Annotated in this window: 23 protein-coding genes and 1 pseudogene; 2 read left to right on the forward strand and 22 right to left on the reverse strand. The window is 65.6% G+C overall.

The features are described 5' to 3' along the window. Positions 1-103: 103 nt before the first annotated feature. Positions 104-823, forward strand: a complete 720-nt coding sequence (gene deoC, locus IEW87_RS13300) for a deoxyribose-phosphate aldolase (RefSeq protein WP_188712882.1) — start codon at positions 104-106, stop codon at positions 821-823. Here deoC and IEW87_RS13305 read toward each other — a convergent pair. The 5 genes from IEW87_RS13305 to IEW87_RS13325 form a co-directional block, all read right to left on the reverse strand. After that, entirely contained in the window at positions 817-1791 is a 975-nt protein-coding gene (locus IEW87_RS13305; RefSeq protein WP_188712883.1) for a bifunctional riboflavin kinase/FAD synthetase, read from the reverse strand. The two genes, deoC and IEW87_RS13305, sit on opposite strands and share 7 nt — an antisense overlap. Then, the gene (locus IEW87_RS13310; protein WP_188712884.1) at positions 1788-2216 is read right to left on the reverse strand and encodes a hypothetical protein; all 429 of its coding nucleotides are present in this window, start codon (positions 2214-2216) and stop codon (positions 1788-1790) included. The genes IEW87_RS13305 and IEW87_RS13310 overlap by 4 nt, the downstream gene beginning before the upstream one ends. A 33-nt stretch (positions 2217-2249) precedes the next feature. Beyond that, positions 2250-2621, reverse strand: coding sequence for a hypothetical protein (locus IEW87_RS13315; protein WP_188712885.1), 372 nt, complete (start codon positions 2619-2621; stop codon positions 2250-2252). Continuing rightward, positions 2618-3514, reverse strand: a complete 897-nt coding sequence (gene truB / locus IEW87_RS13320; protein WP_188712886.1) for a tRNA pseudouridine(55) synthase TruB — start codon at positions 3512-3514, stop codon at positions 2618-2620. The genes IEW87_RS13315 and truB overlap by 4 nt, the downstream gene beginning before the upstream one ends. 116 nt (positions 3515-3630) lie before the next feature. Beyond that, the gene (locus IEW87_RS13325; protein ID WP_188712887.1) at positions 3631-5217 is read right to left on the reverse strand and encodes an ABC transporter substrate-binding protein; all 1587 of its coding nucleotides are present in this window, start codon (positions 5215-5217) and stop codon (positions 3631-3633) included. A 280-nt stretch (positions 5218-5497) separates the two neighbouring features. On the opposite strand from IEW87_RS13325, the gene IEW87_RS13330 reads away from it, so the two are divergent. After that, positions 5498-6121, forward strand: a complete 624-nt coding sequence (locus IEW87_RS13330; protein WP_188712888.1) for a nuclear transport factor 2 family protein — start codon at positions 5498-5500, stop codon at positions 6119-6121. 56 nt (positions 6122-6177) lie between these two features. On the opposite strand, the gene IEW87_RS13335 is transcribed toward IEW87_RS13330, so the two are convergent. The 17 genes and pseudogenes from IEW87_RS13335 to IEW87_RS15245 form a co-directional block, all read right to left on the reverse strand. Further along, positions 6178-7389 (reverse strand): flavin reductase family protein, encoded by a 1212-nt coding sequence (locus tag IEW87_RS13335; RefSeq protein ID WP_188712889.1) that lies wholly within the window; start codon positions 7387-7389, stop codon positions 6178-6180. Between the two features lie 10 nt (positions 7390-7399). Continuing rightward, entirely contained in the window at positions 7400-7972 is a 573-nt protein-coding gene (locus IEW87_RS13340) for a carboxymuconolactone decarboxylase family protein (RefSeq protein WP_188712890.1), read from the reverse strand. A gap of 55 nt (positions 7973-8027) precedes the next feature. Continuing rightward, entirely contained in the window at positions 8028-8801 is a 774-nt protein-coding gene (locus tag IEW87_RS13345) for an SDR family NAD(P)-dependent oxidoreductase (RefSeq protein ID WP_188712891.1), read from the reverse strand. Further along, on the reverse strand, positions 8798-9619 hold the full coding sequence (locus IEW87_RS13350) for an HpcH/HpaI aldolase family protein (protein WP_188712892.1): 822 nt from the start codon (positions 9617-9619) through the stop codon (positions 8798-8800). The genes IEW87_RS13345 and IEW87_RS13350 overlap by 4 nt, the downstream gene beginning before the upstream one ends. Continuing rightward, the gene (locus IEW87_RS13355) at positions 9616-9765 is read right to left on the reverse strand and encodes a hypothetical protein (protein ID WP_188712893.1); all 150 of its coding nucleotides are present in this window, start codon (positions 9763-9765) and stop codon (positions 9616-9618) included. The genes IEW87_RS13350 and IEW87_RS13355 overlap by 4 nt, the downstream gene beginning before the upstream one ends. After that, entirely contained in the window at positions 9762-10712 is a 951-nt protein-coding gene (kce, locus tag IEW87_RS13360; RefSeq protein ID WP_188712894.1) for a 3,5-dioxohexanoate:acetyl-CoA acetone transferase, read from the reverse strand. Before kce ends, IEW87_RS13355 begins: the two co-directional genes overlap by 4 nt. 9 nt (positions 10713-10721) lie before the next feature. Further along, on the reverse strand, positions 10722-11624 hold the full coding sequence (locus IEW87_RS13365; RefSeq protein ID WP_188712895.1) for a DUF6282 family protein: 903 nt from the start codon (positions 11622-11624) through the stop codon (positions 10722-10724). Positions 11625-11719: 95 nt separating this feature from the next. Continuing rightward, complete coding sequence (locus IEW87_RS13370; protein ID WP_188712896.1) at positions 11720-13309, reverse strand: ABC transporter substrate-binding protein; 1590 nt, start codon at positions 13307-13309, stop codon at positions 11720-11722. Positions 13310-13407: 98 nt separating this feature from the next. After that, positions 13408-14745 carry an NtaA/DmoA family FMN-dependent monooxygenase gene (locus tag IEW87_RS13375; RefSeq protein WP_188712897.1) on the reverse strand — a complete coding sequence of 446 codons (1338 nt, stop codon included), beginning with the start codon at positions 14743-14745 and terminating at the stop codon, positions 13408-13410. A gap of 206 nt (positions 14746-14951) precedes the next feature. Further along, positions 14952-15728 (reverse strand): IclR family transcriptional regulator, encoded by a 777-nt coding sequence (locus IEW87_RS13380; protein ID WP_188712898.1) that lies wholly within the window; start codon positions 15726-15728, stop codon positions 14952-14954. A 299-nt stretch (positions 15729-16027) separates the two neighbouring features. Continuing rightward, positions 16028-16600, reverse strand: a complete 573-nt coding sequence (locus IEW87_RS13385) for a carboxymuconolactone decarboxylase family protein (RefSeq protein ID WP_188712899.1) — start codon at positions 16598-16600, stop codon at positions 16028-16030. Then, the gene (locus IEW87_RS13390; protein WP_188712900.1) at positions 16597-17409 is read right to left on the reverse strand and encodes an ATP-binding cassette domain-containing protein; all 813 of its coding nucleotides are present in this window, start codon (positions 17407-17409) and stop codon (positions 16597-16599) included. Before IEW87_RS13390 ends, IEW87_RS13385 begins: the two co-directional genes overlap by 4 nt. Then, positions 17399-18274, reverse strand: coding sequence for an ABC transporter ATP-binding protein (locus IEW87_RS13395; RefSeq protein ID WP_188712901.1), 876 nt, complete (start codon positions 18272-18274; stop codon positions 17399-17401). Before IEW87_RS13395 ends, IEW87_RS13390 begins: the two co-directional genes overlap by 11 nt. Before the next feature lie 11 nt (positions 18275-18285). Next, the gene (locus tag IEW87_RS13400; protein WP_188712902.1) at positions 18286-19197 is read right to left on the reverse strand and encodes an ABC transporter permease; all 912 of its coding nucleotides are present in this window, start codon (positions 19195-19197) and stop codon (positions 18286-18288) included. Next, positions 19194-20198, reverse strand: a complete 1005-nt coding sequence (locus IEW87_RS13405; RefSeq protein WP_188712903.1) for an ABC transporter permease — start codon at positions 20196-20198, stop codon at positions 19194-19196. Before IEW87_RS13405 ends, IEW87_RS13400 begins: the two co-directional genes overlap by 4 nt. 48 nt (positions 20199-20246) lie before the next feature. Continuing rightward, on the reverse strand, positions 20247-21845 hold the full coding sequence (locus IEW87_RS13410) for a nuclear transport factor 2 family protein (protein WP_188712904.1): 1599 nt from the start codon (positions 21843-21845) through the stop codon (positions 20247-20249). Between the two features lie 60 nt (positions 21846-21905). Further along, positions 21906-22364: pseudogene (locus tag IEW87_RS15245) on the reverse strand (nuclear transport factor 2 family protein); the annotation flags it as partial. Positions 22365-22484: the final 120 nt, after the last annotated feature.

Genomic DNA, 22484 nt, shown 5'->3' on the forward strand with positions numbered 1-22484 from the left:
AGCCGGTCCGACGAACGCGGACCGAGCGTCCATTCGTCGTCCCCCGCGGGTAACGCTAAATATTCTACGCCATGCCTTCAACTCCGGCGGGTAACCTGGCCCCATGCCCACCGAGCTGACAGAAGAATATGTCGCGTCGACGATCGATCACGCGATCCTCAAGCCGGACCTCACGCGTGCCGACGTCGACCGCGAGCTCGACATCGCCGCGGAATGGGGCGTGTTCAGCGTGTGCGTTCGCCCGTCGGATGTCGCGTACGCGGTTCGGCGTCTCGACGGCACGGGTGTCGCCGTCGGCACCGTGATCGGGTTCCCCCACGGCACCACGTCAACGGCGGCGAAGATCGCCGAACTCCGTCAGGCGCGTGCAGACGGCGCGAGCGAGTTCGACATGGTGGTGCACATCGGCGCCCTCCGCGACGGCGATGACGACCGCGTCACGGACGACATTCGCGGGGTCGTCGAGGCGGCGGACGGCATGGTGACGAAGGTGATCCTCGAGACGAGCCTCCTCGACGACGAGCAGATCGCTCGCGGCTCGCGGCTGACGGAGCTGGGCGGCGCGGACTTCGTCAAGACGTCGACCGGCTTCGCGGGCGGCGGCGCGACGGTGCCGCACGTCGAGCTGATGCGAGCGACCGTCTCCTCGAAGACGCAGGTCAAGGCATCCGGCGGCGTGCGCGGCCTCGATGCCGCCTCGGCGATGCTCGCGGCCGGCGCGACGCGCCTCGGCACGAGCGCGAGTGCGGCGATCCTCGGCGAGTTGCGCACGCGACAGTCGGGCGGCCCCGCTTCATCCGCAGAAGACGGATCCAGTTACTGACGCAGCGCGTCACGCGCCGCATCGACGTCGTCGCGCATCTGCGCGATGAGGTCGTCGAGCCCCTCGAACGCGACCATCCCGCGGAGCCGCGAGACGAACTCGACGTCAACGGTACGGCCGTAGAGGTCGAGGTCGTCGCGATCCAGCACGTGCGCCTCGACGACGCGCTCGGGCACATCGTCGAATGTCGGGTTCGTGCCGACCGAGATCGCCGCGGGGTGCTGCGCGCCGGATCCGAGGACCCCTTCCGCAGGCCGAACGGAGAGCCAGCCGGCGTACACGCCGTCGGCGGGCACGAACCCGTCCAGGCTCGGAGCGAGATTCGCGGTGGGAAAGCCGAGAGCGCGACCGCGGCGCTTGCCATGCACGATCTCGCCGCGAACGCCGTGGTCGTGTCCGAGCAGCTTCGCGGCACGTTCCACGTCGCCGACCGACAGCAGCTCGCGGATCCAGGTGGATGACACGCGTCGGTCATCCGCGACGTCGGCGGAACGGCTCGCGACCGGCGGAATGACCTCGACCGTGAAGCCGTGGTCGTCGCCCATGCGTCGCAGCAGCGTCGCATCGCCCGCGCCGCGGTGCCCGAAACGGAAGTCCTCGCCGATGAGCACGCGCCGTGCGCGCAGCCCGTCAACGAGGTAGCGCAGGACGAATTCCTCCGCGGGCACCGATGCGAGTGCCGCGTCGAACGTGAGCACGAGCGTCGCGTCAAGGCCGCTCGCCGCGAGCAGGTCGATCTTCTGGGCGATCGACACCACCTGCTCCGGGGATGCGTCGGGCGCGATCGTCGCGAGCGGATGTCGATCGAACGTCACCGCGACGGTGCGCGCTTCGTCGGAGGCGGCGTCGACGAGCAGCTTCTCGATCAGCGCGCGGTGGCCAGCATGGACGCCGTCGAACTTGCCGATGGCGACGACCGTGGAGCCGAATCCCTCCGGGATCTCGGCGGGATCGTTCAGCACGATCATGCGGTGTCCTTCCGGGCGCGCTCGCGCTTGGTCGCGAGGTACCAGATGCCGACGAGCGGCAGCACGAGGGGGATCCATACGTAGCCGTTGCCGTAAAGCGACCACACCGTGGCGTCGGCGTGGAAGACCTCCGGGACAGCCCAGCTGAGCGTGCCGATCACGAGAACGCCGACGAGTTCGAAGAGCACCGCGATCCAGGCGATGCGGTACCACGCGCGGCTCGCGGACAGCAGGAGGGCGATCGTGGCGATCACATAGACGACGGCAGCGGCGGCGCTCAGCAGGTACGGGAGAGGAGCCTCACCGAACCGGCCGACGATCTGGACGAACGACCGTCCGCTCGCGGCGAGCGCCATGACGCCGTAGACGAATGTGAGCACCGTGCCGATGCCCGTGACGCGGCGAGATGATCGAATGTCAGACATACCTGGGTCAGTTTATCCGGCGCACAGCGGCGTTCAGGCCACGGCCTGGATCGTCCAGATGACGTGCATCCGGTAGAGCATCACCGCGACCGCGAGCGCGAGCACGCCCATCACGACGACGCTCCAGCGGCCACGGTCAACGAACGCCCACACGATGCCGGCGATCGGGAGGACCGCCGCGGAGATCAGGTACGTCCAGAACTCGAGCAGGCTGCCGGTCGGCGCGTTCCCGGCGAACGGAGCGATGATCGCGACGACGATCTGCGCGATGAGCAGGACCTGCACGAGCGCGAGGGATCCGACCGAGACGTCTCCGGGGCGGCGGCCGGCGAGCCCCAGTGCCACGCACAGCACGCCGGCGATGACCGCCACGGCGATCTGCGCGATCGTGAACCACAGGATCATCGGTCTTCTCCCTGCCGCTCCGGCATGTTCATCGTGCTCTTCATCGTGTCGCCTCGACGCTCGACGACGCCGATGAGCTCTCCGTCTGGGGCGATCGCGGCGCGCTGGCCATCGAACGCCTCGGGCACCGCGACGCGCTTGCCATGGCGCAGGTCGCGTGCGACATCGGACGTGACCTCGAGCGCGCCCAGCACACGAGCAGCGACGTCCGCGGGCGGCAGGATCGGTGCCTGCTCGAGCTCGTCCGCTCCGCTCGCCTCGTCGACCGAGAACTCACCGACGCGCGTGCGACGCAGCATCGTCAGGTGCCCGCCGACGCCGAGAGACGCACCGAGGTCCCGGGCGAGCGCACGGATGTACGTGCCCGTCGAACAGTCGATCTCCGCATCGATATCGATGGACCTGGCCTCGCGGCGAACCGCGGAGACGGCGAACCGCGAGACGGTCACGTGCCGCGCGGCCAGCTCGACCGTTTCGCCGGCACGCACGCGGTCGTAGGCGCGGCGCCCATCGACCTTCACCGCCGAGACGGCACTCGGCACCTGCGCGATGTCGCCCGTCAGTGCGGCGACGCCCTCGCGGATCCGCTCGTCGGAGACCGCTTCGAGGTCTGCGCGCGAGCTGACGTCGACGACGTCGCCCTCGGCGTCGTCCGTACTCGTCGCGGATCCGAGTCTGATCGTCGTGCGGTACGTCTTGTCGAGCCCGACGATGAACGTCAGCAGGCGCGTGGCCGCTTCGACCCCGACGACGAGCAGCCCCGTCGCCATCGGATCCAGCGTGCCGGCGTGACCGACTTTTCGGGTCCCGCGCGCGCGTCGCGCCCGCGCGACGACATCATGACTCGTCACGCCGGACGGTTTGTCGACGAGCAGGATCCCGGATTCAGCCACCGAGTCAGTCTAGAGCGCGAGGTGTGTGGCCGAGCTGTTCGAGGTCGTGTATCGAGCCCGTTCCTCGGGAGCGATACACGACCTCGAATCCAACAGGACAAGCGGAGGACGGTCGATCAGCCGACGTACGTCATCGTCGTCCACGGCATGCGGTTGCTCGCGGGGCGTGGTTCGTCCTGGCCCGCCCACCGGCTCGTGTTGTAGCTCGGGAACTGTCCGTTGAACCAGGCGATCGGAGCGTGGTACATCAGCTCTGCGGCACGGTTCTGGAGCGCTGCGAACGCTTCTCCGCGCTGTGCCTGGTCCGCCGTCTTCAGCGCATCAGCCGCGGCCGCATCGATCTCGGAGTCACAGATCTGCGAGGGGTTCGCCGCAGAAGCCTTCTCCTCGTTGCACGTATACCAGCGAGAGATGCCGACACTCGGGTCTGCGCCGACGGTGCTCGCCTGGAGGGCGAGGTCAAAGTCGCTCTCGGTGAACACCTTCTCAATGAAGACAGCCGCCGTCGTTCCGACGAGGTTCAGCCCGATGCCGACGTCCTGGAACATCGACTTGGCGAGTTCCGCGATGCCGGACGTATCGGTGCGCTCCGACAGATACCGGATGTCCAGTGTGAACCGCGTGCCGTCCGCATCGCGCGGGAAACCGGCCTCATCGAGTTCCGCGTTGATCGTCTCGACGTCGCGCGGGAAGTCCCGTTCGAAGTCCACGTCCGGGCTCAGCGCCCAGTCCAGAGACTCGGGGAAGAACCCGTTGGTGGGTGTCCCGAAGCCCTTCAGGATCTTCTCTCCGATCGTGTCGCGATCGATGGCCGAGAAGACTGCTCGGCGTACCGCAGCGCTCTCGAGCGGACCTTCGCCGGCGTTGAACAGAAGCGAGATCGTCTGCGGATACGCAAAATCGTCCAACAGCTCGGTCGCGGGGTCGTCCGAGATTCGCGGAAGCTGAGCGCTGGAGATGACCGTCTGGTCGATCTCACCGGCAAAGAGCGCCTCGGACCGGCTCGTCGAGTCCTTCATGATGGGGAACACGACTCGATCCACCTGGACGTCACCACCCCAGTAATCCGGGTTCTTCACGAGCACCACGTCTTCGCCGGACGAGTACGACTCGAACATGAGGGGCCCCGTACCGACCGGTGCCATGTTGGCCTCGTTCGTGGCGTAGTCCGTGCCCTCGTAGACGTGTTTCGGGAGCATGAACTGCGCCGAGACGACCTCCAGCAGCGGGCCGTATGGCTCCGTCATGTGCAGGACGACGTCCTCATCGTCGGTGATCTCGACCGAATCCAGGCGGCTGTCGACCGCCGCGCCGAACGACGACAGCGGAACGATCTCTTCGAAGTTGAACTTGACGTCCTCCGCGGTGAAGGGCTCGCCATCGTGCCAGGTCACCCCGTCCCGCAACGACAGCTCGAGCTCACGCCCGTCCGGGCTCAGCTCCCAGTCCTCCGCGAGCCCCGGTGACATCGTGTAGTCACTCGACAGGAAGATGAGCGGCTCCAGCATCTGCGCACTGAACATCGACGTCGCCGGCGCTCCGACGAGCTGCGCGTTCATTCCTCGTGGATCGTCGTCGATCGCGTACACGTAGGTCCGATCCTCGCCGCCGGAATCAGAGGTCGCCCCCGCACAGCCAGTCAGCGCGAGCATCCCCGCGGTGACGCCGACGAAAGCGGTGCGGGCCCGGGTTGTCTTCTTCACTGTCTGCCTGCCTCCCTGCCGGACTCGAGCGCGAACCGACACCATCATCGTTCGCCATCCGACCTACATGTTCACTTGATGGTAACGCGGGGTTGCGGCGTACTCAAGGGCTCACACAGGTCAACCTTCCAGGCGCCAGGTGGTTCTCCTCACCCTTGACACCTGATGACACCATTCGCCGCTCACAGGAACTGATTCACATTACGAACTTTCAAATGTTATTGTGAACATCGTTCGTGAGTGTGTGCCGGCGGCGCCCACCCCTCAAAGGAGAGCCAGGATGCAGCAGAACAACGACGATCGACTCCAGTCCCTGCTTGACCGGGAGGAGATCTTCGACCTCGTTCGGCGGGAACGGTTCGCGCGGGACCAACGCCGTTACGACGTGATGAGCGCCTGCTTTCATCAGGATGCCTACGTGCGCACGAGCTGGTACGACGGACACGGCGGTCAGGCCTATGTCGACGCCTCACGCAAGGGGATGGTGGGACGGGGGAACAGCAAGCACTGGGTGTTTCCGGCGATCGCTCAGCTCAACGGCGACCGAGCGACCGTCGAGAGCCCCGCGATGATCTTCAATCGCGTGGCGGTCGAGGACGTCGATGTCGACTTCTTCGTCTTCTGCCGATTCTTCTCCCGCGTGGTACGGGAGGACGGCGTGTGGAAGCTGCTCACCTTCGAAGTGCTCTTCGAACGCGACATCCTCGCCCCGGTCGATGCGACGATGACCGCTCCGATCGACAAGGCGCTCCTCGAGACGCTGCGCCCCTCATACAAGCACCTCGCGTACCTGCAGCAGCGGCGCGGGATCACCGTGAACCCGGACCTGCTGGGCGATGACCGGCGTGACGCCTTGGACGAGTTCTACGAGCGCGAACAGCGCTGGCTCGCCGATACGAACTGAACGACCCGGCGCGGCGCGGCCGTCATGACGTCGCGCCGCGGCCCGTTCTCACCGCGTCATTGCGCCGTTCCGATGAGTCCGGAGACGCGGCGCGACGCGACGACGAGCGCTTCGACGAGCGCGTCGAACTCGCCGCGGCTCCGCAGCTCTGAGAGGGAGGTCGCATACAGCGCGAGGACAACCTCGCCGTCGCCGAAGACGGGAACCTGGATGCCGCTCACGCGCTGCCACACCCTCTCGGGATCGTCGTCGAGTCCGCCCCCGACCGCGAACATCTCGTCCCATGTCTGCGCCAATGCGCTGCGTGACGCGCCCTCGCTGAAGAGAGTGTCGAATCGAGGTCCGGCGGGGCGACGACCCACGAGGCCATACCCTCTCTCGCGGACGCCGTCGAGCTGCCGAGCGATCTGCGCTCGCTCCACTCGCCCGATGAGGTGCCGCGCCCCCTCCGTCCACGCATGCATCCGCTCGGGCGGGGCCCAGGCGGCGAACACGGGCGCCACGGGAGCGGCAAACGGAAAGGACCGCCCGATCCTCGCGGAATCGAACTCCGCGGAGTACGGAGCGACCATTCCCACGGTGACCACGGAGTCGCCGATCTGGGTGTTGACGGTGAGGGGCACGCCCAGCGCGTCCGACACACGCTGCAGCTCATGGTCAGCTGCCTGCGCCAGATGCAGTCGCTCGACGAACGACCGCATGTCATAGGGCTCGCTCGGGGCCGCGAACGATCCGTAGCCGGCCCGCCGAAACAGCAACGGCAGCTCGGCATCGGCGCCGATGCCGAAGTCGGTGACCCGGGCGACGACCAGATCATGGTCCCCGATCTCCTCGCGACGTTCGATGACGGTGTCGAACCAGGCAACGGCATCCGCGAGGTGCGGGTGTCCCGCCTCACCGTCGACGAATCCCGCCTGGTCGAACCGACCCGGCGCCTTCGCGGCAACGTTCCGGCTGAGCTGCTCGTGCGCGGCCCCCAGCACGCTCACCGTGAACCCGCCCGCGGCGGCGAGGCGCGGGAACGTCGTCGAGGTGCGGTCGACGAAGACGCCGACGAGTGGCGGCTGCTGACTGATCGCGGTGAAGGTGCCCACGACCATGGCATGCAGCTGTGAGCCTGTGCGTGCGGTCAGCAGGCAGACCCCGGTCGAGTACTCGCCGAGGACCGCACGCCACCAGACGGTCTTCTCGTTCTGCGTCGGTTCAGGCGCCGGTCGTGCCTCGCTCGGGCCGCTCGTCCCGCGCTCTGCTCGTTGTTCGACGGACACTCGAGATCACCTACTGCGAAGCCTCGTCGACGGGAGGCTTCACGCCGAACACGGTCAACTGGGTGGCGAGCACGTCGAAGTAACCGAGGAGTGAGATCAGTTCGAAGAGTTTGCGCTCCCCCAGCACCGCGGTCGTCTCGGCGTACTGCTCGTCCGTGAGCTCACGGTGACGCACCAGTGCGAGCGCGGTTCGGAAGATCATCTCCTCCTCCTCGGACGCGTTCTCGATCGGACGTTGCGCGACCAGGGCCTCCACCTCGTCCTCGCTCAATCCGTCGCGAATCGCGATCAGGCGATGGGCGTGCAGCTCGAAGGCGCAGTCGCGTTCCGCGGCGTGAAGCAGAACCGCGATCTCGCGGCCTCGTGCTGTGAGTTCCGTCTCATAGCGCAGCGCGCGGTACATCGCTCGAAACGCCCGACCGACCTGCGGACTCAGAAGCCATGTTCCGGGAGGTCCATTCAGTCCTCCGCCTTGCGGCTTCGGGACAGCGTGCTTGAACGTGTCGGCCATGAACTCGGCATACAGGTCCGCCTGCTCCTGGCTCATGTCGTCGGGCAGGATCCGAGGCATCCGGTTCGTCATCTGTGCTCCTTCATCTGTGGCATCGCAGCCACGCTCGTCTTTTCGAGCTCACGACTCATGCCGTGAGGCCACCGTCCACGGGAAGCGTGACGCCAGACACGTGACTCGCGCGATCACTGAGCAACCATGCCGCGGCGTGCGCGACTTCCTCCGGCATTCCGGCCTTGCGCAACGGAGTGGCGGCCACACGAGCCCTCACTGGCTCGGGGACCTCGCCGTCGCCCTTCAGCACCATCGCCGTGAGGATCGGTCCCGGCGCGAGTGCGTTCACACGGATCCCGTCGGGTCCGTTGTCGTGAGCCGCCGTTCGCGTCAGCCCGAGCACGGCGTGCTTGGTCGCCTGATAGGCGCCGAAGCCGGGGCTGCCACGGTATCCGCCGATGCTGCTCACGTTCACGATGGATCCGCCCCCTGCCGGGCGCATCGCTCGGAGCTCTTCGCGCAGGCAGAACCACACGCCCTTCACGTTCACGTCGAGGATCCGTTCGAGCTCTTCCTCGGACACGTCGTCCAATTTGCCGCCCTGACCCATCGCCGCGTTATTGAACGCGCCGTCGAGCCTGCCGAACTTCTCCACAGTTGCGTCCACGGCCCGGGCGACCTCCGCGCCCGTCGAGACATCGGCGACCACGTACGCGGCGGCGTGCCCCGCGCCGCGGAGCTCATCCGTCACACTCTCAAGGAGGTGCTGGGAACGTGCGGCCAGCATGACCGACGCTCCTTCCGCCGCGAAGACACGGGCGGCGGCCGCGCCGATGCCGCCGCTTGCGCCGGTGACGAGAACTGATTTACCGGCCAGCAGACCGAGAGGAGAGATTTCGTTTGTCATGGGTGCTCCTGGGAATGGTGGCCGAGATCGGACGAAGGGTCGCTGCTCTCCGCGCGTCCGACGGCAACCGCGGTGGCGGCCGCCTCGCCGAGCAGGCTGGCGTCGTTGCTCAACATGGTGAATGAGAATCCCGCATCAGCGGCTTCTCGCACCGCGCGTCCTGTCGCTGGTCCGGAACAGCCGATCGGGGTCTGTTGCTCCCGCGCACCCTGTACGGCCTGGCTGATCAGACGAGCGACGACCGGATCCGATCCCTCGCGCTGCTCGGACATCGCAAGATCCGCCGCACCGACGAGGAGGGCGTCCACGCCCGCGACAGCGGCGATCATCTCGACGTTCTTCACTGCCACAGCGCTCTCGAGCTGGGCGATGAACACCACTTCCTCCTGGGCGAAGCGTACGTACTCATCGCGGGGAAGTGCTCCCCAGCGGCCGGCCCGACCGGTCGAGCCGACACCCCGCTCCCCCAGCGGAGGGAAGCGCATCGCCCGGATCGCCTCCTCGGCATAGCTGGGCGAGTCCACGTGCGGCAGCATGATGCCCTCGGCCCCCGCGTCGAGCAGGCGGCCCACAAGGCCGGCATCGAGATTGGGAACACGAACGATCGGCGACACTCCCATCAGCGTTGCCACGCCGATCTGCCGGTACGCCGACTCGGTACTCATCGCCGAATGCTCGAGGTCGATCACGACGAAGTCGAACCCTGCGTGAGCGATGAGCTCCATGCTCTCCATGGCCGGGATCTTGACCCACGTCCCGAGCGCGGGCGAGGTGCGACGAAGTGCCGCACGAAAGAGACTCTGGCCGCGAGCAGTCATCGCTCGACCGGGTAGTCGTCGGGGTGATCCGTATACGCGTGGAACTCGATCAACTGCGCCCGGCTGATGGGAGTCGACGGGTCGGCCGTCGCGCGTGGAGCCGTCACCTGCAGAGGCGAGCGGATGTCATCTTTGGCGTACATCATGGTGTCTTCCCTTCCTGGAGAGCGGCGGCCCCTTGTCCCTTCAACCGAAGCATCGTGCGGACGTCATCAGGGGTGGCAATCGCGAGTCCGAGATCCTCGAGCGTCGCCCTGATCTTCTGGACCTGCTGAGCGTTGCTCTGCGCGAGTCGCCCCGGGCCGATCCAGAGGCTGTCCTCGAGGCCGACCCGCACGTTCCCGCCCAGCCACGCGCTGTGTGTCGCGAAGGGCATCTGGTGCCGGCCCGCGGCGAACGCTGACAGGTAATAGTCGTCGCCGAAGAGTCTGTCGGCCACGGAGACCATATGAGTGAGGTTCTCGTGATCCGCGCCGATGCCGCCGAGGACGCCGAAGACGCCCTGAATGAAGAACGGCGGCTTCACCAAGCCTCGGTCGACGAAGTGCTCGAGGGTGTAGAGGTGCCCGATGTCATAGCACTCGAACTCGAACCGGGTCCCTGCCCCCTCGCCCAGTTGCCGCAGGATCTGCTCGATCTGCTCGAAGGTGTTCACGAACGGCTGGGAGTAACTGCGCAAGACGTACGGCTGCTCCCATTCGTGCTTCCAGTCGGCGATGCGATCAGCGATCCCGGAATACACGAAGTTCATGCTTCCCATGTTGAGGGAGGCGAGCTCCGGCGCGAAGTGTCGCGCGGCCGCCAGCCGTTCGTCGATGCCCATGGAAGGCGACCCTCCCGTGCTGATGTTGATCACCACGTCGCTCTGAGCACGAAGGGGCTCAATGACCTCGGCGAACTGCGCCGGCTCGAATGCCGGACGTCCGTCGGCGTGACGGGCATGCAGGTGAATGATCGCGGATCCGGCGGCGGCCGCGTCGAGGGACGCCTGCACGATCTGTGCCGAGTTCGCGGGCAGGTGCTCACTCTGTGACGGGACGTTGATGCTGCCGGTCACTGCGGTGGTGATGATCACCTTCTTCGCGCGACGCATGATCCGGACTCAGCTCTCGTCGGAGGCGTTCAACAGGTATGTCGGCGTGTCGACGAACATCCGCCGCACGTCCTTCTCGGGGAACCCCCGATCGAGAAGCTGCGTGGCGACGTAGATGAACGCGTCGACGGGATGCGTTCTGCCGATCTGGCCGAGGTCAGAGGCGAGGTACGTGCGTTCCACGCCGACCGCGTCGATCCATTCCACGAGGGTGCTGATGTCGAAGAACGGCTGCTCATCCGGGAGGTACATCCCGACCTCGTGCTCCATATAGACGCCCATCTCCGCCATCGCGACACCCTGCTCGACGGTGACGTCGCTGATGAAGTTGGGGTGGCTGGCGACCATCCGCTCCACCCCGCGATCCGCGCCGACTGAGAACAGCTCGAACATGTCGTCGGGATGCAGATGTCCACCGTTCAGCACCGCGCCGGCCTCCGCGACGACGTCTGCGATATGCGCGACTTCTGGGCGAAGTGCGCCGTCATCATCGTGAATCAGCACGGGCGTCGTCGTCAGCTCGACGGCGCTCGTGGGAAATCCCTGCGCGAGCGCGTGTTCGTGGAACTCGATATGACGACGAGACGAGAACGTCGGGAACCACACGATCTTGCCGCCCATCCTCACGCACATCTCGACGGCGTAGGGGTTGAGCCCGCCGACCTGGTTGTTGAGGACGATTCCGCCGTAGGCCTTCGTGCCCACCCCGGCGAATGACCGGTGGGCGGCACGAATATCCATCACCGTGCTGTGGTGGTGGGATTTCGAGACGAACGCCCGCATCTTGATACGGTCGCCTTCCTTCGCCGCATCGACGTGGTCGAACTCGCGCGGAAACGGCGCGGGCCCGGAATGGCAATGCATGTCCACGAGGCCCTCAAGAACCTTCGCGACGGCGGGACTGGCTTCCATGAACAACTCCTCGTATTACGTGCGCATGGGCGCACGGCGGACTTCCATTAGCGACGAAAAAATATGAGCTGTGTTGGCGGCGGCTCCGGCGCCGATCAATCACCCGTGTAGGTCATCGATATCCAGGGCACGCGGCTGGCGATCGGCTGGGGTTCTCCCTGCCCACTCCAACGCGTCGTATTGACGGAGGGGAACTGGCCGTTGAACCACACGAGCGGTGCGTAGAACATCAGGTCCGACGCGCGATCTTGAAGCGTGCTGAGGGCCTCCGCGCGTTCCTCGTGCTTCGCAGAGTCCAGAGCCTGATTCGCAGCCGTCTCGATCTCCTCGCCACACACCTGAGAGGGGTTCCGGCCGGCAGCCTTGTCCTCGTTGCAGGTGTACCAACGGGTGATCCCGATGCTGGGATCCGCACCGACGGTCGCTGGCAGCAGTGCGAGATCGAAGTCGCTCTCCGAATACACCTTCTCCGTGAAAACCGTCGCCGAGGTGCCATCGAGGTTGAGCTCGATGCCTACCTCCGCGAAGAGTGATCGCGCCATTTCGGCCATCGCCGCGGTGTCCGTGCGTTCCGTGGTGTAGCGGATGTCGAGCGTGAACCTCGTGCCGTCCGCGCCCCGCGGAAGACCGGCATCATCGAGAATCTCCTCGATGGCACCGGTGTCGTGGGGGAAGTCGTCTGAGAAGCTCACGTTCGGGCTGACAGACCATTCCATGGCCGGTGGGAAGAAACCATCGGCCGGGACGCCCTGCCCCTGGAGCGCCGTCTCAACCAGCGCCTCGCGATCGAATGTCGCGAACACGGCCTGACGCACGTCCGGATCCGTCAGGTACTCGCTCTCCGCGTTGAACATGAGCGCGATGTCCTGGGGGAATCCGAACTCGCCCAACTGCTGCGTATTCGGGTCGTCCGCGATTCGGTTCAGTGCGGTGATGTCGACCACGGTCTGGTCGACCTCTCCCGCGAACAGCGACTCTGTGCGGCTCGTCGCATCGCCCATGATCGGGAATACCGCACTGTCCACCGCGACCTCGCCGCCCCAATAGTCATGATTCTTCACGAGGGTGATCGACTCGCCCGACGAGTAGTCGTCGAACTTCATCGGCCCCGTGCCGACCGGCGCCATGTTGGCGGGGTTGGTCACGTAGTCGGTGCCTTCGTAGACGTGCTTCGGAAGCATGTACTGGGATGAGAGCGTCTCCAGCAACGGGCCGTACGGCTCCGTGAGTCTGAGGATCACCGTCGATTCATCTTGGATCTCAACCGATTCGAGGCGCTCACTGATCGCCGCGCCGTAGGAGTTCAGAGGAACGATCTCCTCGAAGTTGAACTTCACGTCCTCCGCGGTAAACGGCTCGCCATCATGCCACGTCACACCGCCGCGCAGCTGCACAGTCAGCGTGAGGCCGTCGTCGCTGAGCGCCGTGTCTGTGGCAAGGCCCGGCGACATCTGGTAGGTGCTCGACAGGAAAACCAACGGCTCGAGCATCTGCGCGCTGAACATCGCCGTCATCGGCGCACCGACGAACTGCGCATTGAGGCCGCGCGGGTCATCATCGATGGCGTAGACGTATGGCGGCGCTGACTCCGGGCCATTGCTCCCTCCCGCCGGCGCGCACGCCGAAAGGACCAGCGCCCCGATGAGCGTCCCGGGAATCGCCCCGAACGATGTCGACTTCTTCACGTTCTTGTTCTCCCTGCGTCATTGCACGGCTGTCGATGGTGGTCATGCGCGTTGCGCGCGGAACCGGACCCACCGTTCCGTCGCGCCGCGCGTCCGGCTCACACGTATCGCCGCCGGACGTTCGTCACATCCGTGTCCGCGATCATCAGGCCTGAGCGCTCACGGAACGTGTCGCCGACATACTCGTCGCGGAAGTATCCTCTGTTCTGCAGCTCCGGAATCAGGAGCCCGAACATGTTCTCCATGCCTTCGGGGATGCTCGGCGGGTTGAAGTTGTATCCGTCACAGGCTCGAGCATCGAACCAGTCGATCATCGACTCCGCGACCTGCGCAGGAGTGCCGACGACGAAGCGGTGCCCGAGCGATCGAGAGGCGTGCACCATCAGTTCTCGCAGTGTCATATCCTGCGCCATGTCGCGGAACAGGTACCAGCGCTTGACGTGCTGAGGACCGTCGACGAATCGCTCTGAGGGGATCTTCTCGTTGAGTTCGAGGTCGCTCAGGTCGAACTCGAGCATCCGGCCGAGCATCGCGCGGCCCGACTCCTCGACGATGCAATCGGCAAGCGCGTTCGACAGCTCCTCGGCGTCGGCTTCGGTTTCGCCGACCACGGGCATGATCCCCGGAAGAACCTTTACCTTCTCGGGGTCTCGTCCCTTCGCGCGGACCTTCTCCTTGTACATCGAGTAGAACTCGATTGCGCCGGCCCGGTCGGGTTGCACCGCATAGATGATGTCGGCGTAGGTCGAGCCGAGCTCGATGCCGTCGGCAGACTGTCCGGCCTGGACCAGGACCGGCCACTCCTGGGGCGAGCGCCGAATCGATAAGGGGCCTTCGACGCCGAAGAATTCCCCGCGGTGGTTGATCTCTCGAATCTTCGCCTCGTCAACCCATCGTCCGCTCGCACGGTCAGCGATGACGGCGTCAGAATCCCACGTGTCCCAGAGCTTCTGAACGACATCGACGAACTCCATGGCGCGCCGATACCGAAGTTCGGGGAGTGGCATCTCCTCGCGCCCGACGTTCTCGTTTCCGCGTGTCGAGGTCACGATGTTCCAGCCGATCCGTCCGCCCGTCAGCACATCGAGGCTCGCAAGCTGCCGAGCTACGGTGTACGGCTCGTTCCACGATGTGGACTGCGTGCCGATCATGCCGATCTTGTCGGTATGGCCACTCAGCACGCCCATCACCGAGATCGGCTCATAGACGGAGGTACCGCGGTAGCTGCCGTCCCGGAGCCCTTTCGCGCCGTAGCTGTCTGCGAAGAAGATCGCATCGAGACGCGCGCGTTCAGCCGAACAAGCCATGTCGCGGATGAGAGAGAGCTCTCCGATCTCCTCCGCGCGACTACCGGCACGGCGCCACGCATCGTTGTGGAAACCGAACCCGACCATGAACATCGTCAGGGCCATCTGCCGGTTCGATCGACCGCTCATGTGTGACGCTCCCTTGCGTAAAATGTTCACTATACGTTCGCTTAGTTCAGCATACGATACGGCCAGAGGGGTGTCTAGACATTTCTGCGGGTGAGATCTCCTGACGGACGCCCCATCCGGGCACGATGAACACCCCCACCGCGGGGCGCAGAGAGCAACACGGGTTGCGGGCGATCCCCGTGCGCGCCGAAGCGGGCCGCGGCCCCTCAGTCAGCCGTCGGTATGGCGCTGCCCATCTCCCGACTCAGCGCCGACGCCGCCTCGCGCAGCCGCGCGGCGATCTCCGTATTCACGTCGAAGGGGAGCATGTCGTTCGTGCCGATCAGCGCGAGGCTCGCACAGACGCTGTACTCATCGAATACCGGAGCCGCGATCGCGTGAATGCCGAGGCCGTCGATGCCCACCGCGATGTCGTCGGGCGCACCCAGTTCGCGGATCTCACGCCCCACCTCCGCGCGCAACTCATCCGGCAGCACGGCCAACAGTCGCTCCGCACGATCACGGTCACTCTGATGCGCGAGGAAGATCTTCGCCTGCGCCGATGCGAGTGACAACTGGGTCCCCACACGCACCGTTACGACGACGGAACGCGCCGACTCCTCTTCCACCCGCGAAACGACCGGCCCCATGGAACCCCACAGGCTCAGAACACTGGTCAGTCCCGTGTCGACGCTCAAGCTCCTCATGTGAGCGGATGCGAGATCGACGACCTGCCGACGCCCGATGGCGAACGCGCCCAGCTGCACCAGAAGCGCACCCGGCACGAAGGTCCCGGACTCTCCCCCCCGCTCGAGCAAGCCGGCCGCGACAAGTGAAACGCAATATCTGTAGGTCGTCGTGCGGTTCAACTGAAGCAACTCGGCAGCCTCCGCGGCCGTGAGTCGCGGCCGCTCCGGACCGAAGAGGCGGAGGATCTGCGCCGCACGGTCCACCGCCTGAATCTCGCCAGCGGCTCTCGGCTCACTGCTTCCTGCATCTGCCACGAGCGACTCCCCTCGATGCGTCCCACCTCGCACCAGGACGGTCCAGAAATTCCACTATACGAACTTGCTCTGCGACGCGTGAATCAATTTGTGTGCGAATCCGGCCCGCCACGCAGACCGTCGATTCGCGCGCGTTCTGAATGCACACCCGTACGGATCCATACTATGAACAATACCTACACAATGCGAACCGGTTCCGGAGATCCGCGCGGTGAGGTCACAACGAGCGGAACGCCCGTGACACGGAGCCGTCCTTCGCCCGCTTCCTCTCCGGCTCGCGCATGCCCTGGCGCGAGAAGTCACTCCGTCGGCGGCTCCAACTCGAAGACGGTCAGCTGCATCGCGACCAGGTCGTAGTGTCCGATGAGCGAGACCAGCTCGAACAGCCCTCGCTCCCCGAGCGCGCCGACAGCCTCCGCGTATTCGTCGTCGTTCAGGCGTCGGTGGTCGAGCAGCGCGAGCGTGGCATGAAAGACGGCGTGCTCTTCGGGCGTATTCAGAGCTGGCGGCGTCCGGGACGCGAGTCCTTCGATCTCGCCATCGGTCAGTCCCGCTGCGCGACCCGCCATGCGATGCGCGTAGATCTCGAACGCGCAGTCGCGCTCGAACGCGTGCAGGAGGAGAGCGATCTCCCGCGCACGCTCCGAAAGCTGCAAGGCAAAGCGCATCGCCCCGCCGGCCTGCTCGAAGATGTGAGCGAGTGGAGGGCTGAGCAGCCACGCACTTGGTGGCCCGATCAGTCCGCCGTCGGGGTGGACGAGCGAGAAGGCACTCTTGGATCCGACGCGATCGCCGGAGGAGAACTTCGCATAGATCTCACGCTGCTCGGCAGTCATCGCTTCTGGGCTGATACGCGGAAGTCGCGGAGTCATCGTATTCCTTCCTCATGCGCGGGAGGCCGGTGGGACGGCAGCACGGGTGCCGAATCAAGCAGCATGCGCGTATAGGGGTGAGCGGGGCTGTCGAAGATCTTGTCCTTCTCTCCGTGCTCGACGATCTCCCCGGCCTTCATCACGTACACGTAGTCGGCTACCTTGCGCACGACCGGCAGGTCGTGGGTGATGAAGACGTAACCCACGCCGAGACGCTCCTTGAGATCGACCATCACCTTCAAGACGCCGGCCTTCACAGACGCGTCCAGCGCGGAGATCGCCTCGTCAGCGACGATGATCTTGGGATTGAGAGCGATCGCTCGGGCGATGAGCACACGCTGGCGCTGACCGCCGCTGAGCTCATGCGGGTAGCGGTCGAGGAACCGTTCGGCCGGCGACATCCCGACGATGTCCAGGACCTCCTCCGTCTTCCGCCGGACGTCGGCCGCGCGACGAGCGATGTCGTGCAGCCGTATCACCTCGCCGATCGTCTGATCGATCCGTTTGCGGGGGTTCAGCGAGCCGGCGGGATCCTGCAAGACGGCTTGGACGTTTCGCCGATACGAGATCGCCGCGGCCCGGTCACGCCGGTTGACGGGTGCGCCGTCGAGCTCGACGCTGCCGCTGGTGGGCTCAATGAGATACAAAAGAAGACGAGCCAAAGTACTCTTTCCGCTTCCGCTCTCGCCCACGATGGCGACGAACTGCCCCGGCTGCGCCACGAAACTTGCTTCCTTCACCGCGGAGACGGCGTGGCCGCCACGCCGGCTCCGGAAGGTCTTCGATACACGCTTCGCTTCAAGACGCATGTCCCACCTCCTCAGAGAGGGACCGCCGCAAGTCGGGCGGGATCGAGTACAGCGGGGTTCCATCATCGCTCAGGCTGCGCACGCTCGTCAGGAGCGCCCGTGTGTAGCGATGCTCCGGAGCGTGGAGAACCTGAGACGTCGTCCCGGACTCGACGACTCGACCGTTGTACATCACGTAGACACGATCGGTCATCTCGGAGACGACCGCGATGTCGTGCGAGATGAGAATCAACGACGTGTGAAGCGTCCGCACGGCCTCGTCAAGGGTGGCGAGAACCTTGCGTTGGACGGTGGCGTCGAGAGCGGTCGTCGGTTCATCAGCGATGATCAACGTCGGGCGCTTTGCGATCGCAATCGCGATGAGCACGCGCTGGCGCATGCCCCCACTGAGCTCGTGAGGGAAGCGACGTTCGAGGTTCTCGACGTCCTCCAGCCCGGCCTGCGCAAGAAAATGCCGAACCTCGTCGCGTCGGCCTGCCCGCGAGCGCGGAATCGACTCTGCGACCTGATCGCCGACCTTCATCGTCGGGTTCAGGAAGGTGAGCGGATCCTGGAAGATCATGCCGACGGTCTTGGTCCGGATGCCGTTCCACGCGGCAGGCGCTGCGCCGACCATCTCGCGACCCTCGATTCGAATCGACCCCTCCACGCGCACGCGGGGCGAGGTGGGGAGCAAGCCCGCGATGGCACGGCCCGTCACCGACTTCCCCGAGCCGGACTCGCCGACGATGCCGACGCGCTCACCATCAGCGACGGACAGCGCCACGGATGTGACCGCCTCCACTTCCGATCGGTCACCGGTGGGCAGCGTGACTCGCAGATCCCGCACCGCAAGGAGCGGATCAATCTGTTCCGCGTCGTGCACCGATACCCCTCTCACTTCACTCGCCCGACCGTCGGATTGAGCGCGTCGTTCAGGCGGTCGCCGAGGATGTTCACGGCGAGCACCGCAGCAAAGATCAGCAGACCGGGGAACACGGCGAGCCACCACCCGGTCTGCATATATCCCTGCGCCGAGTTCAACAGCGCACCCCAACTCGGGTTGTTGGCGTCGCCGATTCCCAGGTATGCCAGGCCGGATTCGATGAGGATCGCCCGGCCCACGGTCATGCTCGTCGCAACGAGTGCTGGTGGCATCGCGTTCGGCATCACATCCGACCAGATGATGCGGATCCCGCGGAAGCCGGCTGCCTCCGCAGACTCGACATACCCGAGCTGCGAGATCCGCATCGCTTCCGCGCGGACGATACGAGCGACAGCTGGCCACATCGTAATCGCGAGAATGACAACGAGGATCCACATATTGGAGCCGAGTAGGGCCGCGGCGACGAGTGCGAGCACCAGTCCGGGCAGCACTTGGAAGAACTCCGCGATCTTGACGAGGGCGGCGTCCAAGAACCCTCCGTAGAATCCGGCAAGTCCGCCGATCACGAGGCCGATCGTCATGCAGAGGAATGCGACGCCGAACCCTACGAAGAGCGAGATGCGGCCGCCGTTGACGACACGCGCGAAGTAATCGCGGCCGAGCATGTCGGTTCCCATCAGGTGGTCCGCGTTCGGTGCCTTGAGGACCGGGCTGCCGGTATCCACCGGGCTTCCCACGAAATAGGGGCCGATGAACGACAGCACCGCAAGAACGGCGAGCACGATGAGGAAAGCGATCGTCGACGGCTGGCGAAGAAACACCCGCCACGGGGATGAGCGCCTCGTGCGTCGAGCAGCGATCGGCTCGGTGAGCGGGATGCGACCGCCTGTCGCTTCGGCGGCCGTGTCTTCGGTGGTGCTCATACCGACACCTCCTGGTCGGGAACTTTCACGGAGGGCTTCCGCGCGAACCGGCCTCGCAGGCGTGGATCGACGAGCCCGTAGACGATGTCCGTGAGGATGTTCACGATGATGATCGTGACTGTCAGGACGATCACGACACCGAGCACCACCATGTTGTTCTGCTGGTGGATGGCGTCGACGAGGAGAAGTCCCATCCCGGGCCAGCCGAACACGCTCTCCACGAGCGCGGAGCCGGCGAAAAGGAACCCCAAGCTGTACCCCGCCACCGTCACCATTGGCAACAGCGCGTTCGGCAGAGCGTGACGCCACAGGACGGACTGTGCAGATAGCCCCTTCGAGCGTGCGGTGTCGATGAAGTCCTGGCCGAGCGCTTCGATCATCGATGAACGCATGATTCGGGCCTTGTAGGCCAGTTCCGTCGTCGCCATCGTGATGACCGGCAGCACGGCGTACTGCCACGCGATGCCGTCCTGTCCGTATGGGCTCTTCCCTTGGGTCGGGAACCAGCCCAGCCAGAGCGCGAAGACCATGATCAGGACCATCCCGAACCAGAAGTTGGGGATCGAGAACAGCGCGACGGCACCGCCGGAGATCCCACCATCGAGCCACTTGCGGCGCGTGCGTGCGGCGATCGAGCCGAGCAAGATGCCGCCCGCCGTCGAAATGATGAAGGCCGGTCCGCCCAGCGCGAGCGTGTTCCAGGCGCGCGAGAGGATGAGCCCGAGCACCGGCTCGTTGTTCGTTCCGAACGAGTAGCCGAGATTTCCGCTCAGCACGTTGCCGATGTAGATGAAGTAGCGCTGCCACGACGGGAGGTCGAGGCCGTATGCCGCGTTGATCTGGGCTTCGAACTGCGGCGAGATCGGGGCGTCACCGACGAGCGTCTGCACCGGATCACCGGGAGCCAGCTCCAGAAGGAAGAACAGCACCGTCAGCACCACGATGAACAGCACGAACGACGACAACAGCAGCTTGGCGACGTAGAACACGAACGCCCTCATGACATGAACCTCCCTCGAGAGCTGATGGATACGGCCACCACATCCGGCTCACGCTGCATGCGATTCTCCGTGCTCATCGTCACCGACGACCTCTCGCTGATCCGAACCCGTGAGAGGCTCGTCTCGCCTATGACCGTCACGTCCCTCTCCCGCGGGGCCCGTCGGTGGCATCTCGTATCCGTGCGCGACCATACTCAGCTCGGGTGCCACCGCACCGGGGACGCAGTCCGGCCAGTAGTTTTCCGGAACGCGCCCGCTGACGAGGTTCCGATAGTGGAACCACATGGGTACGATCTCCGGCCACTGCAGCGCTTTTCCGGGGCCTCCGCGAAAGCCCCGCGCGCGGTCGCCGATCGCCGACAGAGGAATGTCCGGCGGGCAGGCCTCGGCCCAGGGCCGGGTCGGAGGATTCGGCGCATTCGATGCGCGAGGAAGTGCTGACGCCCAGCCGCCCGACCAGCTCGGCGACATGAAGTAGTACTCGTCGATCGTGATACTCCACAGGCGCCACACGCCGTCCTCGAGCACCGCTTGGTCGTTCGCGTAGCTGCCGCTGTGTAAGCCGGTCCATTCGCGGAGGATCTCCGGGGCGGTTCGCGATTGGAAGAGCCGCGTCCGCAGGGTCGCGGAACGGGCATCGTGGGAGACGAGAATGACGCTCTGTGGTCGCCAGTGGACGACGAGGCGCTCCCGTCGTGCATCGAGGGCGCGCGGCGCGCCGTGCGCGGCCGTGGCCGCTTCGAGAATTCGGTCTTTCCCCACGTAGTAGCCGACGAACGGACTCTGCTTGTGTCCTCGAGTGGCGAAGAGTGCCGCCATTCGGGGCCACTGGAAGTCATCGAGGTGGTACCCGTACGCCGCCGAGATGTTCTCGACTGCGTCGTACGCACGAGAGCGCGACAGGCGCCGTTCGAGATCGGCGAGCACGGGGGCGTCCTCGGTCGCATCGTCGCCCTCCGCCGACGCCGGACCCGTGAGCACACGCCGCTCGAGGCGTCGTGGCGGTGCCAGACGAGCATGACGACACACGTCCCGCCCATCGCCCCAACCGCGATCGTAGTCAGCGCGCGCGAGGGTCGTCACCGAGATCTCCTGGAGCTGCCAGACCCCATCGATCTTGCGAGCAATGCTCTCGAACGCCGAGAACTCCCACTGCCCCGCCCCGTCTCCGGCGGCGAGCAGCCCCAGCTGGATGCCGCGGGAGCGGGCGTCCCGGCCGTTCGACTGGACTTCCACTACCGTGTCGAAGATGACGTGGTCGTTGAGCACGCCGTCGGTCAGCCCCTCGGGGCCCATGAGTTCCAGGGCCTGGCGGATCCCGCCTCGTCCCTGGTACTCCGTGCCATCGACGATCATTCGTCCGTCAGCGGTGAAGAGCTCCTCGGCGTCGGTCCACATCCTGCGATCGAGGTAGTACCCCCACGCGTGCTGGAGATTTCGGACGTCGTCTTCGGAGTTGAGCCGGGCGATGCGCCTCGCAAGCGCCTGAGCCGGCTCCGGTCCGAAGGCCGTCACCCGCTCAACGTCCGGTATCGGCGTTCCAGCGTCGTCCGGCGTGAAATGCGTCGGGATGATCGGCAGTCCGGCCGGGTCGGAGTTCGTCCACCCCTCACGGTAGGCCCCGCTTGACTGCGGGAAGAACCGCACGAGGGAGATCTTCCACTGGCCACCGTCGAGGCGGTACTCGTTCTGGAAGATGCCCGCTTCGATACGGGCGTCCCCCTGACCGTCGCCGAGGAACCGCAGACCTTGCCAGCGACCGCTTGCCTGCGTCGCACCTCGCGAGAGGGTGACCAGGGGCTGATCGACGATCGCGAATATGAGGGACGCGTCCCCACTCCACCTGGCGATGTCCTGCTCCAGCCATGTGCCGATCTCGGCACGGCCCTGCCGTTCTTCCTCGCCCCAGTTCAGGACGGCGTCCTCGGTGTACAGATCGAGCAGACCCGCGACATCACCTTCGCTGTAGAGATGGGCGTGGTGACGTTCGAGGTCTTTGACGTCCCGCAGATCCTCAACGAGCCGGAGTGCTCGAGTGAGGGTGTGGGCACCGTCTGTTCGCGTCGCGTCGATGAGGATCGCCTCCCGCCTGTCAGGCAGCGTGTTGTGCCGTGCAGCTGATCCAGGAGCGGGTGCCAGACGAGGGCGAGGCCTGCACCGTTGCAGCCTGGTGAATAATACTCAATGTGAACATCCGGTTCACTTTACGTACATTACCGAGCAGGCGCTGCTATTGCAACCGATGGCAGACACCAGCTTCGGCGCTCCGCGTCGACCATCGCCGGC

The sequence above is a fragment of the Microbacterium faecale genome (assembly GCF_014640975.1).
In the GTDB taxonomy this organism is placed as follows: domain Bacteria; phylum Actinomycetota; class Actinomycetes; order Actinomycetales; family Microbacteriaceae; genus Microbacterium; species Microbacterium faecale.